Consider the following 16,402-nt stretch of genomic DNA (forward strand, 5'->3'; position numbering starts at 1 on the left):
GCGGTCGCGACGAAAGACAAATATTGAATGAGGCCACTATGCCTACCATGTCTCGGCAAGAATATGTCGGCCTCTTCGGTCCGACGACCGGTGATCGCATTCGATTGGGCGATACGGGCTTGTTTGTCGAAATAGAGCGCGATCTACGCGGCGGCTACGGCGACGAGCTCGTCTTCGGCGGTGGCAAGAGCATGCGTGAGGGCATGGGCATGGACAATCAGGTGACGCGGGCGGGCGGTGCTCCTGACCTCGTGATCACCAACGTGACCGTGATCGACGCGGTGCTGGGCGTGGTGAAAGCGGACGTGGGGATCAGGGACGGCCGTATCAGCGCGATCGGCAAGGCCGGCAATCCGCAAACGATGGATCGGGTTACACCGGGCCTCGAGATTGGCCTGGCTACCGATGCCATCTCGGGCTCGCATCTGATCCTGACCGCCGCCGGGATCGACACACACATTCATTTCATCTCTCCGCAGCAGGCGCAGGCAGCGCTCTCAAACGGCACCACGACATTGATCGGTGGCGGCACCGGTCCTTCGGACGGCTCCTACGCGACGACGGTGACGTCGGGTCCCGGAAACATCCGCATGATGTTACGCGCGTTCGAAAACTGGCCGCTCAATGTCGGCATCCTCGGCAAGGGGCACGGGCACGGCAAGGCGGCCCTGGTTGAACAGATCGAGGCGGGCGCAGTCGGCGTGAAATGTCACGAAGACTGGGGCACCACTCCGGCGGTGCTTCGGTCCGCGCTGACAGTTGCAGACGAGACCGACACTCAAGTGTGCATCCATACCGACACGCTGAACGAATCCGGATTCGTGGACGATTCGATCGAGGCGTTTGAGGGGCGGACGGTCCATTCGTTTCATACCGAAGGGTCCGGCGGCGGCCATGCGCCCGACATCATCAAGATCGCGGGCCTTCCCAACGTCTTGCCATCTTCGACCAACCCAACCCTCCCCTACGGCATCAATTCGCAGGCGGAGCTCTATGACATGATCATGGTGTGTCATCACCTCAGCCCCGATATCCCGTCGGATGTTGCGTTCACCGAGAGCCGCATTCGCGCTGAAACCATCGCCGCGGAGAACGTCCTTCAGGATCTCGGCGTCATCTCGATGTTCTCAAGCGATTCGCAGGCCATGGGACGTATCGGGGAATGCTGGCTGCGTTGCATTCAGACCGCCGATGCGATGAAGACCGGGCGTGGCAAGCTGCCGGAGGATACGCCCGGCAACGACAACTTCCGGGTGCTGCGCTACGTGGCGAAGATCACCATCAACCCGGCGATCACGCACGGTATTGCCGACGTGCTGGGTTCGGTCGAAGTCGGCAAGATCGCCGACCTCGTGCTGTGGGAGCCGGCGTTCTTCGGCGCCAAGCCCAAGCTCATCATCAAGAACGGCTTTATCAGTTGGGCGGTAATGGGCGATCCAAACGCATCGCTGCCGACGCCACAGCCCACCTACTATCGGCCCATGTTCGGGGCCTATGGCGACGCGCTGGCGGCCAATTGCATCACATTCGTGTCCGGCGTCGCTCATGCCGCCGGTGTCAAGGAGCGACTGGGGCTTCGCCGGCAGGTGATGCCGGTGCGAAACGTGCGCAACATCGGCAAGCGCGATATGGTCAGAAATGCTGGGACCCCGAAGATCGAAGTCAGTCCGGAAACGTTCGCCGTGACCGTCGACGGCCAACACGCGACCGTGCAGCCATTGACCACGGTCTCGCTAAACCAGAAGTATTTCTTCAGTTGAGGCGCTTTCCATGATCCTCATCAAGACCGTTCTGGGCAACATCGGCGATCGCGAATGGGCGGAGCGCTTGTCTGCCGCGAACACGGACTTGCTGGAGATCGACCAGTGGGAAGCGCAGAAGAGCCGCTTCCGCAAGACGACTGCAAAGGGTGTGGAGATCGCGGTCTCAATCGACCGCAACACCCATATCCACGATGGAGACGTATTGCTCTGGGATGCCCAGGCGCGCTCGGCGGTTGTCGCGCGAATCGAGCTGCGTGATGTGATGATCGTGCACCTGGACGAGTTGATGAGCGTCGCGCCCAAAGTGGCAATGCGTACATGCGTAGAACTGGGACATGCAATGGGCAATCAGCATTGGCCGGCATTGGTCAAGGATACAGTCGTCTATGTCCCGCTCACCGTGGATCGCAAGGTGATGGCGTCCGTGATGAATACGCACCGCTTTGAGGGAATTCGCTACGAGTTCGTACCCGGCCGGGACGTTATTCCCTATCTCGCTCCACATGAATCGCGGCGGCTCTTCGGTGGCGCGGAAGGACCGGTGCACTCCCATACGCACGAGAGTTATGCTGGTCTTGAGTCCGAGAGCGGACGCGTACACGGACATCCGCCGACACGTCTGCACACGCACCCGGTAACTCAGGGACAAACCTCGCCGGTAACGGCCGGTTCTGCGCATGACCATCGAGAATGATGGCGTTGATGCGTCGGGTAGCACCGCATTTCTCTCGCGGATGCTGCAGTTCGGCGACTCGATGTTTCCCATTGGCGCGTTCGCGTTTTCTTCCGGCCTAGAATCCGCCATTCAGGAAGGTGTCGTCACCAATGCGGAAACGCTTCGAGCGTTCGCGCGCACCGCGTTGGAGCAGGCAGCGCGCGGTGACTGCATCGCGCTGATCGCCGCGCATCGCGCGGCGACTGCCGGCGACGTCAATACCCTCACCCGGATCGACGCGCAGGTGTATGCGCGCAAGCTTTCCGACGAAGCGCGGACAATGTCGGTTCGCACGGGCAAGAAGTTCACGGAGATGGGTGTGGAGGTGGCGGGCGCGCCGTTGCTTCGCACCTGGCGTGAATGCATTGAAAAGTCCGTTACCCCCGGTTGCTATCCGATAGCCCTGGCTATCAATTTTGCCGTGCAGGATCTGCCTGCCAACCAGGCGTTTGTCGTGCACCAGTATGGCGTTGGGACAACGATCCTTGGCGCGGCCTTGCGGTTGATGAAAGTCAGCCACATCGAGACGCAGAAGATTCTCTACGAACTTACAGGGCAGACGGAACGGATGTACGAGGCCGCAGCGGCGGCGCGGCTGTCGGACATGGCGGGCTTTGCCCCGTTGACGGAAATTCTGGCCGCTGTCCATACCAGCGCGCATGTCCGCCTGTTCATGAACTGATGTTGAAGGGAGCCTTAGATGTCGAAGAATATCACGCGCATCGGCATCGGCGGACCGGTCGGGTCAGGCAAGACCGCGATCGTGGAAGCCATTACGCCGCGTTTCCTCGACCTCGGCATCAAGGTGCTCATCATCACCAATGACGTGGTCACGACCGAAGACGCCAAGCACGTTCAGCGTACCCTCAAGGGTGTTCTGCTCCCGGAACGCATTCTCGGAGTCGAGACAGGTGCCTGCCCTCATACCGCGGTGCGCGAAGACCCAAGCATGAACCTCGCCGCGGTCGAGGATATGGAACAGCGCTTTCCGGATACCGACGTCGTGCTGATCGAAAGCGGAGGCGATAATCTGACGCTCACCTTTTCGCCGGCGCTGGTGGACTACTTCATCTATGTAATCGACGTCGCCGCGGGCGACAAGATTCCTCGCAAGAACGGGCCCGGAATCACCTATTCCGACATCCTGGTGATTAACAAGACAGATCTAGCTCCCCATGTCGGGGCCAGCCTTGAGGTAATGAAGCAGGACTCGCAGATGATGCGCGGTAGAAAGCCATTCCTGTTCACGAACTGCAAGACGGGAGAAGGTATTCCGGAGCTGGTCGCGCTGATCGAGCGGGAGTTCCTGTTCGATATCAATCCGCGCGCACGGCGTTCGGCATGATACCGGCGCCCTTCCCTCCCTGGGCACGCGCTGAAGCGCTCGGCGCATCGATGCCGGAATTCGCCTCGTTCCAGGATGAGCCGCCGCAGATGAGCAGCGGCACTGTGGGCAAGACCGGTTTCCTCCGCCTGGGGTTCGAATACCGCTCCGGCAAAACGATCCTGGCAGACCTGGAACGCCGTTCTCCCTACATGGTGCAGCGCGCGTTGCATTGCGACGAACAAATGCCGGGCCTGGCCTACGTTTTCTTGATCACCACGACGGGCTGTCTGCTGCAGGGAGACAGGCTCGCACTGGACATCACCCTTCGTCCGCGCGCGCAAGCGCACCTCACCTCCCAGTCGGCAACCAAGATCCATGCGATGGAGGCCAATTATGCGGCGCAAAGCCAAACCATTGCACTTGCCGATGATGCATACCTGGAGTTCCTTCCCGAACCCGTGATCCCGCACCGGCACGCACGGTTTATCAGCGACACACAAATCTGCGTCGCCCCCTCCGCCACATTACTCCTTTCGGAAATCATTCAACCCGGCCGAAAGCACCATCATCCGGACGAGTGCTTCGGAGCAACCGTATTGTCGATATCAACGGCAGCGGTGCGGCCCGATGGCCGCTCCTTGTTCGCAGAGAAGCTGGTAATCGAGCCGCAGCGATATGTGATGCGGCAAACAGGTGTTATGGACTCCTTTGACGTCTTCGCCAACGTGATCCTGTGTACCCCGAAGGACAAGGCAGACCGGATCCACGAGCGTGCGGTAGCGGCGGTGAACCTTGCGGAGGGCGTAGCGTTCGGCGCTTGTCGTCTGCCCAATGATGCCGGCCTGATCTTCAAGGTGTTGGGCCGCGAAACCGCGCAGGTGAAGGCCAAAGTTCGCGAGTTCTGGGGCGTGGTACGTCAGGAGGTCACCGGCGCCGCGCTACCTCCGCCCTATCTATGGCGCTAGCGGATCGACGGTGCCAACAGGTGATCTCCAACGGCTGACGTCGACACGTTCGAGGAGGCAACAGTGGAACAGATCCTGGCAAAGTGGGAAAGCCTCTCTGCGTCGTCAGGCATGGTGCGGTTCCTGGACATCAATTTGCGCAGCATCGGGCAAGTCATGTTTCAGAACAACCCGCTAACCGGGCTTCTCTTTCTGGCCGCGATCGCCTGGGGTTCATATGCGGCCGGCGTCCCCCGAGTGGCAATTGCCGGCGTCCTCGCTGTCGTCGTGGCAAACCTGACGGCCCAATGGCTTAACGCTGATAGCGAGTCGCTCCATGCCGGGCTCTATGGGTACAACGGCGTCCTTGTCGGACTTGCGTTGGCGACATTTCTAGCTCCGAACGCACTCTTGTGGGTCTATGTGGTGCTGGGGGCGTCAGTTTCGGTCATCGCGATGCTTGGGACTGTCAACGCCCTTAAGCCCTGGGGGGTATCCAGCCTCACGTTTCCGTTCGTGCTCACGACCTGGCTCCTTCTGTTGGCCACGTATGGATTTTCCGGTCTCACAGGGGCCGCACTACCTTCCGGCAACGTTGTCACCGCCTTTCAACACTATGAGGCTAGTCCGCTCAAGCTCATCGACCTACTCCAAGGCGTGCTTCAAAGCATCTCACAGGTCTTCCTGAAAGGGAGCGGCGTAGCCGGCGTTCTGCTGCTCGTTGGCCTGGCCGTGAACTCGTTGGCTGCCGCCGCATTCGCGCTCGCGGGCGCGATACTCGCCGTTCTGACGGCTCATCTTTTCGGGGCCGAAAGCGAACTGATCACCGGCGGTCTTCTCGGCTTCAGCCCGGTTCTGACGGCGATCGCGCTGGGCGCCGTGTTCTATCGACCGAGCTGGCGGGTTGCGATCTATGCGATGCTGGGCACGCTGTTTACGGTCATCGCACAAGCGGCGTTGAACGTTGCCTTGACGCCCCTCGCCATCCCTGCGCTTACCGCGCCTTTCGTGCTCGTCACATGGATCTTCCTTCTTCCACGCCAGTGTTTCGAGCCGGCGTCGGCTGCAACGGACGATACCGCGACAGCGCGCACGACCTAACTCTTTGTGGAAGCCCCCATGTCTGACCCAAGTCTTCTGACACTCCCGGACGAACCCGGACGTCATCGCATGGATTTCAAGTTGTTGGTGGTGGAGGACTGAACCATGGGACTCGTCGGGATACTGCTCGGGCTCGCTCTGCTGATGTGGCTTGCCTATCGAGGGTGGAGTGTACTCATGGTGGCGCCGGTGGCTGCCATGCTGGCCGCTGCGATTTCGGGTGAGCCGCTTCTCGCTCATTGGACGCAGACCTTTATGCCCGGTGCTGGCCGATTCGTTACGCAGTGGTTTCCGATGTTCCTGCTTGGCGGGTTGTTCGGCAAGCTGATGGACGACAGCGGTTCGATCACCTCTATCGCGCGTTTTCTGACTGAACGGTTGGGAACACGCCGCACGATGCTCTCAGTGGTGCTGGCTTCGGCAGCGGTTACCTACGGCGGCGTCAGCGTCTTTGTTGCCTTTTTCGTGTTGGTCCCCATGGCGAAAGAGATGTTCCAGGCTGCGAACATCCCGCGCCGCTTGATGCCGGCGACCATCGGTCTCGGGGCGTTCACCTTCACGATGTCGGCAATGCCAGGAACGCCGTCTGTCAACAATGCCATTCCGATGCCGTACTTCGGCACAACCACCTTCGCGGCGCCGGGTCTGGGTATCATCGCTTCGATCATCATTTTTGTTATCGGCATGTGGTGGCTCCGCCGTGCAGAAGCTGCCGCGCGCAGGGCCGGCGAGGGCTATGATCGCAATTTGGAGGTGTCTCCCGCCATCGACGAGACCGTTCGTATGCAGGCGTCAGCTGCCGGCGATTTTGATCCAGCTGAATTTCAGCATGGCAAGCACAGTGCTAGCCTACCCCCCTTTGTGATTGCCGCATTGCCGCTGGTTGTAGTCATCTGTACTAACTTCCTGATGTCGCTAGTCGTCCTCCCACGGCTGGATTTTTCGTTCTTGGCCAAAGAGGTGTGGGGCGAGACCACGATCGGAGCGGTGGCCGGCGTCTGGTCGGTTGTTATTGCGCTCGCGACTGCGACCCTGACCGTCATTGTCCTCAACTTCAGGCGTTTCCCGGCGTTGCGGGAAAGTTTGGATGCCGGCGCCGCTTCCTCCGTCATGCCAATCCTGATGATTGCCAGTCTCGTCGGCTTTGGTGCTGTCATTGCCGCGCTGCCCGCGTTCGCGGACGTACGTGACGCGCTACTCGCGGTTGGCGGAGGCCCCCTTATCTCTCTCACGATCGCCGTGAACGCGCTCGCTGCGCTTACCGGTACCGCCTCCGGGGGAATGGCAATCGTGCTCAATATACTCGGCGACACCTTCTTGCGGCTCGCCGCCGAGCACGGCATCAATCCCGAACTGATGCATCGGGTGACCACGATTGGCGCTGGTACGCTCGATGCCCTGCCACACAATGGCACGGTGCTGCTGCTGTTTCAGATCAGCGGACTGACTCACCGCGAGAGCTATCTCGATATGGTGATGACCGTGATCGTCACCTGCATCATTGCACTTGCCGCTGTCCTGGTCCTGGGCACGCTGTTCGGATCGTTTTGACGACAGAGGCTATCGCGACTTTGGCAGATTGCCGCAACACAAGGAGGCGAGCATGAATATCCGATTTGTATGCAGCGCCCTGATTATCGGCGCATTGACGGCCGTTGCAGTGCCTCAAAATCTGTCGGTGGCCCAATCGAATGACCAAAAGGCGTCTGCGCCAAAGAGTGCCGCACCGAATACGAATATGACCCCGCACAAGCATCGCTCCTGGCGTCATCACGGTGGAAGGCATCCGCACTTTGGCAGTCGGCGAGTTCGTACCCAACCGTCCAAAGAAACGGCATTGCCGCCGACAAAATAAATCGCCTGTCGATTCATTGCCGGCCAATCTCGCGGCTGCAGCAGCCGATGAGATATTCCCTACCTCGCGGCCGTATTCCGTTCGGGGCTCGATTGCGGCAAGGGTGATTCCTCCTCTTCAACTGGGGTGATCACCTGATGTCGCGTGGCATCCTGGAGGTGCACATAGACTCCACTATGAGCACCGATGCAGGCCAACAAAAACTGCCGCTGTGGACCTTAACGGCCATGGTAGTCGGCGGTATGGTCGGAGCTGGCGTGTTCTCGATCCCGCGCAACTTTGCGCAGGCCACCGGCATCTTCGGGGCGCTCATTGCCTGGAGCATAGCCGGCGCCGGCATGCTCATGCTGGGGCTCGTATTCCAGACCCTCGCCAATCGCAAGCCTGATCTCGACGCGGGAGTTTACGCCTATGCGCGAGCCGGGTTCGGACCCTAATCAGCGTGTTGCCCTGACCCAGGGCGGGGAAGAGTGCGCCGAGCGTGGACTTGATCAGGATCCAGTAGGATACGTTGCCGACACAGGCGCTCGCCCAGTACCCGTGTTCTTGTGCGCGGCGTCCGCAGCTTCGGCGCAGCGCGACTCCGTCGAGCGTGGTACGAGGTTGGACACCGATGCGCTTCGGGACGATGTCCGTACGAATCGCCTTCAGATTCCCTCGCACCCCCTGGGGGCCGAGCAGCCTGCGCAACCCGCCCCCAGTTCAAAAGGAAAAGCCAAGCTCAAGAAAACCGGGGGTAGCAGTCAATAGCGCCGGATCGATTGAACGCCGTGCCTCTTCTTAGCAAGGTAATGGTGAGCCGGGATCATCTGGCTCCTCCTCACCAAGCGTTTGGTAGTTGATCCTGTCAGGTGGACGAACGCTCGCTGCTCGATGGAGGATGCGGAGGCTCGTCGTGCCTATGAGCTCATTGGAGGAACGAAGTTGGGCGCGAACCCGCTCTTGAAAGGTCCGCATGGCACTCTCGTGGACCTTGCGTGTGGTGCAGTTGATCTCGGGGTCGACAAACGCGTGCGGAAAGAACCTCCGGGCCAAAACCCGCTATTTTCGCGGGCTTTTAGGTGCCGAATGCGTTGGTCTGCCTACAGGCTTTGATGAAGACGGCACGCATCAGGCGTAGGCCACCCAAACGCGGAAGCTGAAGGCCGCGTGTCGCGACAGCCAGAGCGCACGCTCACCGTCCCCCTGCGGAAAGCCAAGGTGGGCTGTAGCGAGCCACCGCCTGAGGAAAGTTAAAGGTTTTGACTTGAGTCCAATGTCGGAGACCGTTATTGAATTGAATTCAATTCGGATCCGAACCAAATGACCATAGCGATCGCGACACGGGAAAAATTGGTCCGGGCGGCCCAGGAAGAGCTCATCTGGAGTCATGGGCATCTGGAAATGCAGGCCGTCGCCAAGCGGGCGCGGGTTTCGGTCGGGCTGGCCTATCACCACTTTGGATCGAAGGCAGGCCTGATCGCCGCCGTTGTTGAAGCGTTCTACAGCCGCCTCGATGCAGAGGTGTTTAATGACGCGTGCCCGCCCCTGGAAAGCTGGGCGAACAGGGAAAGGCGGCGAATAGCCTGCTATATCGCCTTCCACTACGACCACCCCTTCGCTCCCCTTGTCATCGGCGCCTTGAGCCGGGCGCCGGAAGTCCTCGATGTCGAGCGGGCTTTCACCACCAAGCAGCTCGCCGGTGGCGCCCGCATGCTCGAGGCGGCGCAGCGTGACGGCTTCGTTCCCGATCACATCGATCCACATCTCACCATTGCGCTGATGATCGGCGGAATTCGCCAGGCCCTGATCGGCGCTTTGATGAGCGACGAGCGACCCGATCTGGAAAAACTGACGGATGAAATTTGGGCATTTATGGCCGGAGCGCTGCGTCTGACGGCGGGCTCCGGTATCGAAAAAACCGGTCGCGACGAAGTCGCCTGACGTCGCGCAACCGCCTGCCAACGCCGAAGGAGTCGCCGTGTCCAACCCTCGCGATTTTCACGCTCCGCAATCGTCCTACACAAAGGAAGAGCTGCTCAGATCGGGCGAAGGCGGCTATTTCGGCCCGGGCAATGCCCAGTTGCCGGCACCGCCCATGCTGATGATCGACCGTATTACCGAGATCAGCCTGGACGGCGGCGAATACGGCAAGGGTCACGCCATCGCTGAACTGGATATCACCCCTCGCCTCTGGTTTTTTGACTGTCACTTTCTCGGCGACCCGGTGATGCCGGGATGTCTGGGCCTCGACGCGATGTGGCAGATCGTCGGCTATTGGCTTGGCTGGTCGGGCTCGCCCGGCAAGGGCCGCGCCGTCGGCGTCGGCGAGGTCAAGTTCCGGGGAGACGTCAAGCCGGACATCAAGCGCGTGCGCTACGAGATCAGCATGCGCCAGGTAAGGCGCGGCAAACTGGCTGTTGGAATTGCTGATGGCCGCGTGTTTGCCGACGACGCATGCGTGTATCTCGCCAGGGATATGAGAGTCGGAATGATAGCGTCCGCCATCTGAGATGCGGTAGCCTGCCATGCGCAGTGCTGCGGCAGCATGGAAGTGCCGCGAACGAACAGCGCCGATCCTCATCGACCGTGGTCCGCCACGCCCCTCACCGACGAGCGCCGTCAGAACCCACGCGGCAGATCGATCAGGAACAAATCCAGATGATCGCAACCGCAATCGGGATACCCAAACCAAGCGCACCGAAAATCGCCAGAACGAACTCGGAAAGCAGACTCACGTGGTGTCGTACGCCAGATGACGTCATGACATTACTCCTTGGAGCCCCGCGAGCCATGGCTCGCCCCCAAGATGAACTATCAATCGCGCCTTTGGACCGAGGTCCGCGGCGACTCTCCGTAATCAAACAATGCTGGGCCGTTATGGTTAACAAGAGGTTAATAGAGATAGAGAGGGGTTTGCAGACCGCGCCTTGCCGGCGCGCCGCTTGATCGTGAACCGTGCGCCGGCGCTGCGCACGTCATTCAGCCAAAGTTCCGGAACAGCCCCTCGCCGGTATTGTGGGCTGTTCCTCCCGCCTTGCCCCGCTCGCCGTCAAGGAATGGCGCTCGGCGCCACTGCTCTTCAGTGGCGCGGACGCCGGTTAGAACGAGCAGCCATAGGCCGTGAGCGAGGCCTTCGTCGCATCCAGGGTCTGCTTGCAGGTCGCCTCCATGGTCGCCTTCGCCGACGGATTCTTGGCCAGGTCGACCCACGCCTTGCGCGTCTGGTCGATCTGCGTCTTGTACATCGCGCGCTGAGCCTCGGGGACCTTGGAGCCGACGCAAGCATCATATTTGGTCAGGAAGTCGTCACAGGCGGCGATCCCCGTGCTCTGTGCGTGGGCCGTGGTGACGCCCGCGAGCAAGGCTATGCCCGCCGCAAGTGACAGCAGCTGTCGGCGGTTCGCGCTCGAACCTGCCACGGCCTTCGATGTTGCGTGACGCATGACTCTCATTCCCCTGTAGCAACTGAATAATTCGGATCGCCGGCAAGCGCCCGGCGTCGCCCGTGCCCCCGATCGAGTCGCAAAGCGTCGCGCGCCGACAACCGGTCGGCGTTGCGGACGTTGAGCAGTTCAAGCGTTGAGCAGTTCGAGGCGAGACCAGGCACCACCGTGCCGGCAACGAATAAGTGTTCCGTCAATTTGGCGACATTATGGGTGACGGCGTGGTGAATTTGCGACAGCCGTTCGTCTGCGACAGGCTGTAGCCATCATTGTTGCGGCGCTAGTCCGTTGCACTGAACGGCAACGGCGCTGCGGCATCAGGCGTTGGTCAAACCTCACCCGGCCGCAGCGACCATTCGCGGAGTATCCGGCATGCGGTAGTTGGCGATGAAGGTCGCGACCTCGCTTTGCGGCATCGGCCTCGCAAAGAAATATCCCTGCATCGTCGAGCAACCGAGACGGCCGATGATCTCGACCTGCTCTGCCGTTTCCACACCTTCGACCACGCAATCGAATTTCAGGTTGCGGCACAGGTCGATCACCGTCTTGACGATGTTGCGGGCATTCTCCTGCGTCGCGATATTGCGAATGAAGCCGCGGTCGATCTTGATCTTGTCCAGCGACAATTGATGGACATAGCTCAGGCTGGACTGCCCCGATCCAAAATCGTCCAGCGCTACCTTCAATCCCATCGATCGCAAGATCCTGAGCGAATCCTGCACCCGCTCGTAATCCTGCATCAACGCCGTCTCGGTGACCTCCATGATGATGCGACGGGGATCGATTCCGCTGCTTTCGATGAGCGCCACGATCTGCAGGATGGTGACTTGCGAGATCAGGTCGCGCATCGACAGATTGAAGGACAGGAAGATGTCTTCCGGCCAGGCGCGGGCTGCGGCCAGCGCCTTGCGCAACAGGACCTGCGTGATCGTCCCGATCAATTCGGTGCGCTCCGCGACCGAGATGAAGACGTCAGGAGGGACATTGCCGAGCTCGGGATTATGCCATCGCGCGAGCGCTTCGAAGCCGACCAGCCGCGCCGTCTCGACATTGACGATCGGCTGAAAGTGCAGCGATAGTTCTGCGTCGAGATCGATCCGCCGCAACGTGTGTTCGATGGTGCTGAGCTTGCGGATTTCGACTTCGTGCTCCCTGGAGAAGATCACCGGCTGGCCACGGTATCTCGCCTTGGCGTGGTAGAGCGCGTAGTCGGCGCGCTCGTAGAGCAGTTCCGCCGTCGTGCCGGCATCCGGCGCCAGCGCAAATCCGATCGAGCCGCCGATCTTGGCGACGATCCCGGCGACGGAAAACGGCGCGTCGAAAACGGAGCAGACTTTTGCGCCGACCGCGAGAATGGCCTCGGGATCGAGACCCGCATCGACGATGATTCCAAACTCGTCGCCGCCGAGACGCGCGATGAATTGCGTGTCATCGGAAAGCTCCAGCAGCCGCTGACCGGTCTCCATCAACACCCGATCGCCGACCCCATGTCCGTAGAGGTCGTTGACCGCCTTGAAGCCGTCGAGATCGAGCACGCCGACGACGAACCTGTGGTTCGCCGTTCTCGCCTGTTCTGAGAGGACCGACAGCCGGTGAAAGAACTGGCGCCGGTTGGGCAGATCGGTGAGGCTGTCGACATTGGCGAGAAGGAAGTTCTCGTTGCTGAGACGCCTGGTCTCCACCTGGCCATTGACCATGGCGGCGAACTGCCTGGAACAGATGATCAGGATGTAGATCATCGCGACCGTAACCAGGAACAGGTTCAATCCAATGGCGATATGAACCACATCACCGCTTGCAAGCAGAAAAACCACGAACGGTGCGATCACGGTGCCGGTCAGGGTCAATGCTGCCGGGCGCACATGCATCAGGCAGAAGATGCAGCTGACGACTGTGATGCCGACGAAGAACAGGATGTGGCCGTGGCGGGAGGTGTCGCCATACGGAAACAGGCTCAGCGCCCACGCCAGGAACGCAAATCCGAGTACGCCGCCCAACACCACCGTCGCCCGCAAGGTGCGGGCGGCGGCCTTCGGTTCGACCACTCGGTCACGGCGCCGCAGCCAGATCAGGCAACGGATTGCGCACGCGCCGACCAGAACACCGGGAAACCCAACGGTCAGGCTCAGCGGCGCGATGCCCAGATGGGTAAACGCCAACGCAATCGAATTCACGCTCAGGATAAAATAGAGCAGCGGGACTTGCCGCGAAAACGCAGCAAGCTGTGCGCCCATCAATTCGTGATTCTCGGCGTCGATCCGAAATAACTTCGCAATATTATTCATGAGGCAGCCAAAAAGGACCCAACCTCATGGATCGTGGCGCAAATACCTTAAATATCGATGCGCTGCCGGCGGCGTGGCGCGGCTGGTTAACGACTGGCTAATGCGGGCAAAAACAGCTTCGGGCGGCGCGCTTTACGCGGCTGAGGTATCGATCGAACGGCGTATCACCCGCCGTACTTCCGCATTGGACAGGAACAAATCGTGGTTGATGACGCCCCAGCCCGAGTCGGAAGCGTCGATGACGCGCACCCCGAGCCGCTCGATGGCGGCTTTCTCGGCAGCGCCGACCCGTGTCATCCCGCCGGCTATTCGCCCCGAGAGCGCCAGCGCGCGGTCGTTTGTCGCGGTGACGACGGTGATCTTGCGGCCGACGGGACCGATGCGGACAACCGCCGACGAGAATACGTCCATGTCGATATCAGGTGAGGCGAACACCACGGCCCCGATCTTGTCCGCAATGCTGTCGCCGGATCGCGCATAGAGCTGGCGCAGGCTTTCGAGTGTCAGCATGGTGCCCATGCTGTGCGCGACAATATGAATGCGGGCGGTGCCGGGGGTCGTGACAACGGATTGGAGCACGCGTTCGAACTCGTCGCGAGACCACATCGCGCTCTCGCGGTCGTAGGCGTAATCGAACAGCCCCGCTTTGGACGGCCAGGAGAAGACCATCGTCTGGCCGCGGAATTTGATGCCATCGGCGAGGTGCGCGGCGTCGAGCGCCGCCGTCTCGAACGTCTGCTTGAAACCGTGCACGTAGATCAGGACGTCGCCGCTGCCCTGAGCGAGAAGATCGCTGACCTCTCCCGATACGGGCTCAACCGCATCTAGACGCCAATCGCCAAGTCCGGCTGCGGCGAGCGAGAAACGGCTCTCGTCAGGCGGCACCAGCTTCGCGCGGGCGACGGTCATCCTTGTCGCACGCTCCGGCCCGAACCAGGGTTTCGTCCGCCCGCCGTTCACCGGCTTGCGCGTGGTGGCGACGATCAATGTCGGCTCCGCCGTGAGCGACGAAGCGTCGTAACGCGCACCCGTCGCGCCCAGGCTTGCGCAGCCGCCGAGCGCAAGCACGCTGGTGGACGACACAATCCCGCGCAGGAACGCGCGGCGTGACGCAAAAGTCTCGTTTTGCAGCAAATCTCGAACGATCACACAGGACCTTTGGGAAGATGGCCTTCGCAGAAGGCGCTCCCGCAGCTCTCCTGAATTAGGATGGCGAGAAAAGGGCGGACGTCGGCAATCGGCGGTTCCAGTTCCCTCGCGATTCCGTGATCCGCGGGCCGCGCAACGAAACCATTTTTGGCGGGCGCGAAGCGCTCCGGAAACAAACAGCCGCTACCGTCAGGCCAATCGAACGAACGGGGTTAGATCATGTTGGTCTCAGTACTCAACTTCATCTACCGCGAATTTCTCAAGCGGGTCCTTGTCGGGATGACAATACAGGGAGGAAGGCTATGACCGAAGTCGTGACAGCGTTCCTCGTGTTCGTCAGCATCGGCGTGTTCCTGGCCCATGCATTTGATGCCTATCGCCTGCGCTAGATCTGTCTAATAGCACGCAGACATAATTGGGCCGCGAGATCAGTCGACGTTTTGATGCGCGACTGGCGGCCCTTTCCCATCAGGTTCCATCCTTGCCGGCGATGAACACGTCGCGGTCCGGGAATTTTCCAAAAACTTCCGCCGGCTGTCCGAAGTTCGTGGCGAGCACGTCTTTTGGATTTGCCGCGATCCATTGCGACAGGTCGATGGTCTCGTAGACGCCGGCATTGAACCCGATCAGGATGCGGGCTGCGCTGCTGCCGACATTCTCGATCGAATGACCGTAGCCTTGCGGGATGTACCCGACGTCGCCCTTCTGCAATCGCTCGATCCGGTAGCGGCCGTGCGAGCCGAACAAGGTGACGCTCACCTCGCCCTCGACGACGTATTGCCACTCGTCGGCGTTCGGATGCCAGTGCAGCGTCCGTAGCGCGCCGGGATCGAGATCGAGCACGACGCCAGTGATCGTCTTCGCAATCGGGAAGCGGCTGGAATCGACGCGCCATTCCCGGCCGCCGCGATAGGTCGCGTGTGGCGGCTGCTCCAACAGGCGGTATTTGTGGGTCTCCGGCGGCAGCTTCCAGCCCTGCAGCGGCACCGAGGGCTCGGCGGGCGGCAGTGCCCCTCGCGCGAAATACACTTCCTCCTTCGGGAATGTCGCGAACGCTGTTTCAGGCAGGCCGAAATTCTTCGCCAGCAGCGCAGGCGGCGTATGTCCGACCCAGTCGGTAATGCTGAAGGTGCCGAATTCGGAAAAGTAGCCGTTGTCGAAGATCAGGATGAAATGACAGGGCTTGTCACCGAGGCATTGCAGCATGTGGCCGTGGCCGCGTGGAAAGTACCAGACGTCGCCGGGGGCGAAATCGTTGGTCTCGGCGAGGCCGCCTGGATCGACGACGGTGGTACGGACGCGCCCCTCGAGAACGAACGCCCACTCCGCTGCGGTCGCATGCCAGTGCAGCTCGCGCATCGCGCCAGGCTCAAGCCGCATCGAGACGCCGGCGATCCCCTTGGAGATCGGCAGTTGCGCGACAGTTGCCTCCTTGCCGTAACTGTTGCCGATTACCTTGCCGTCCGATTTCTCCAGCGCGAATTTGAAGGTCGGCAGATCCTTGCCTGCGAGCGTCGGGTCCGGAACATTGTTCATGAAACTCGGATCGCCGCCGGCGGCTGGTGTCGCCGAGCCCAGCGCTGCCAGCGAGGCAATGCCTGCGGCGGCCAGAAACGCCCGGCGTTGCGGATCGGACATGGTGCTCTCCCTTTGCGGGCCAGCAAAATGCTCCGGGGCGGCCCACGCGACCGCCGAAGGAGTGCCCACTACACCACAAGTTGGCGACGGGGTGTGCCGACCACAAGCCGGAGTTCGCGGCCAACGGGACGTCAAGCACCCCCGGCCAGCGCCTTCCGGGCCGTCCCAGGCACAATTGAATGGCTATTAAATCAACAGGT

At 61.0% G+C, this 16,402-nt stretch carries 13 protein-coding genes and 1 pseudogene; 10 read left to right on the forward strand and 4 right to left on the reverse strand.

The features are described from left to right. Nucleotides 1-38 precede the first annotated feature (38 nt). From ACPPVP_RS27590 to fabA, 10 genes and pseudogenes are all read left to right on the forward strand, one after another. On the forward strand, nucleotides 39-1,760 hold the full coding sequence (locus ACPPVP_RS27590; protein WP_426526322.1) for an urease subunit alpha: 1,722 nt from the start codon (nucleotides 39-41) through the stop codon (nucleotides 1,758-1,760). 10 nt (nucleotides 1,761-1,770) lie between these two features. Next, nucleotides 1,771-2,457, forward strand: coding sequence for an urease accessory protein UreE (gene ureE, locus ACPPVP_RS27595; protein ID WP_426526324.1), 687 nt, complete (start codon nucleotides 1,771-1,773; stop codon nucleotides 2,455-2,457). Beyond that, complete coding sequence (locus tag ACPPVP_RS27600; protein ID WP_426526325.1) at nucleotides 2,441-3,160, forward strand: urease accessory protein UreF; 720 nt, start codon at nucleotides 2,441-2,443, stop codon at nucleotides 3,158-3,160. The genes ureE and ACPPVP_RS27600 overlap by 17 nt, the downstream gene beginning before the upstream one ends. A gap of 18 nt (nucleotides 3,161-3,178) precedes the next feature. Further along, entirely contained in the window at nucleotides 3,179-3,823 is a 645-nt protein-coding gene (ureG, locus tag ACPPVP_RS27605) for an urease accessory protein UreG (RefSeq protein ID WP_426526327.1), read from the forward strand. After that, nucleotides 3,820-4,770, forward strand: coding sequence for an urease accessory protein UreD (locus ACPPVP_RS27610; protein ID WP_426526329.1), 951 nt, complete (start codon nucleotides 3,820-3,822; stop codon nucleotides 4,768-4,770). Before ureG ends, ACPPVP_RS27610 begins: the two co-directional genes overlap by 4 nt. Before the next feature lie 63 nt (nucleotides 4,771-4,833). After that, nucleotides 4,834-5,850 carry an urea transporter gene (gene yut / locus ACPPVP_RS27615; RefSeq protein WP_426526331.1) on the forward strand — a complete coding sequence of 339 codons (1,017 nt, stop codon included), beginning with the start codon at nucleotides 4,834-4,836 and terminating at the stop codon, nucleotides 5,848-5,850. A 105-nt stretch (nucleotides 5,851-5,955) separates the two neighbouring features. Next, complete coding sequence (locus ACPPVP_RS27620; protein ID WP_426526333.1) at nucleotides 5,956-7,401, forward strand: GntP family permease; 1,446 nt, start codon at nucleotides 5,956-5,958, stop codon at nucleotides 7,399-7,401. A gap of 480 nt (nucleotides 7,402-7,881) precedes the next feature. Then, nucleotides 7,882-8,136, forward strand: a pseudogene (locus ACPPVP_RS27625) (amino acid permease); the annotation flags it as partial. 871 nt (nucleotides 8,137-9,007) lie between these two features. Then, complete coding sequence (locus ACPPVP_RS27630; protein WP_426526335.1) at nucleotides 9,008-9,628, forward strand: TetR/AcrR family transcriptional regulator; 621 nt, start codon at nucleotides 9,008-9,010, stop codon at nucleotides 9,626-9,628. A gap of 37 nt (nucleotides 9,629-9,665) precedes the next feature. Then, the gene (gene fabA / locus ACPPVP_RS27635) at nucleotides 9,666-10,196 is read left to right on the forward strand and encodes a bifunctional 3-hydroxydecanoyl-ACP dehydratase/trans-2-decenoyl-ACP isomerase (protein WP_426526337.1); all 531 of its coding nucleotides are present in this window, start codon (nucleotides 9,666-9,668) and stop codon (nucleotides 10,194-10,196) included. A 589-nt stretch (nucleotides 10,197-10,785) separates the two neighbouring features. On the opposite strand, the gene ACPPVP_RS27640 is transcribed toward fabA, so the two are convergent. From ACPPVP_RS27640 to ACPPVP_RS27655, 4 genes are all read right to left on the reverse strand, one after another. Next, a complete protein-coding gene (locus ACPPVP_RS27640; protein WP_426526339.1) occupies nucleotides 10,786-11,130 on the reverse strand; it encodes a hypothetical protein in 345 nt (114 codons plus the stop codon). Nucleotides 11,131-11,465: 335 nt separating this feature from the next. Next, on the reverse strand, nucleotides 11,466-13,415 hold the full coding sequence (locus ACPPVP_RS27645; protein ID WP_426526341.1) for a putative bifunctional diguanylate cyclase/phosphodiesterase: 1,950 nt from the start codon (nucleotides 13,413-13,415) through the stop codon (nucleotides 11,466-11,468). 132 nt (nucleotides 13,416-13,547) lie between these two features. Further along, entirely contained in the window at nucleotides 13,548-14,564 is a 1,017-nt protein-coding gene (locus tag ACPPVP_RS27650) for an alpha/beta hydrolase (RefSeq protein ID WP_426526343.1), read from the reverse strand. A gap of 468 nt (nucleotides 14,565-15,032) precedes the next feature. Further along, entirely contained in the window at nucleotides 15,033-16,202 is a 1,170-nt protein-coding gene (locus tag ACPPVP_RS27655) for a cupin domain-containing protein (protein WP_426526345.1), read from the reverse strand. Nucleotides 16,203-16,402 lie beyond the last annotated feature (200 nt).

The sequence above is a fragment of the Bradyrhizobium sp. McL0615 genome, from assembly GCF_049993905.1.
GTDB lineage: Bacteria > Pseudomonadota > Alphaproteobacteria > Rhizobiales > Xanthobacteraceae > Bradyrhizobium.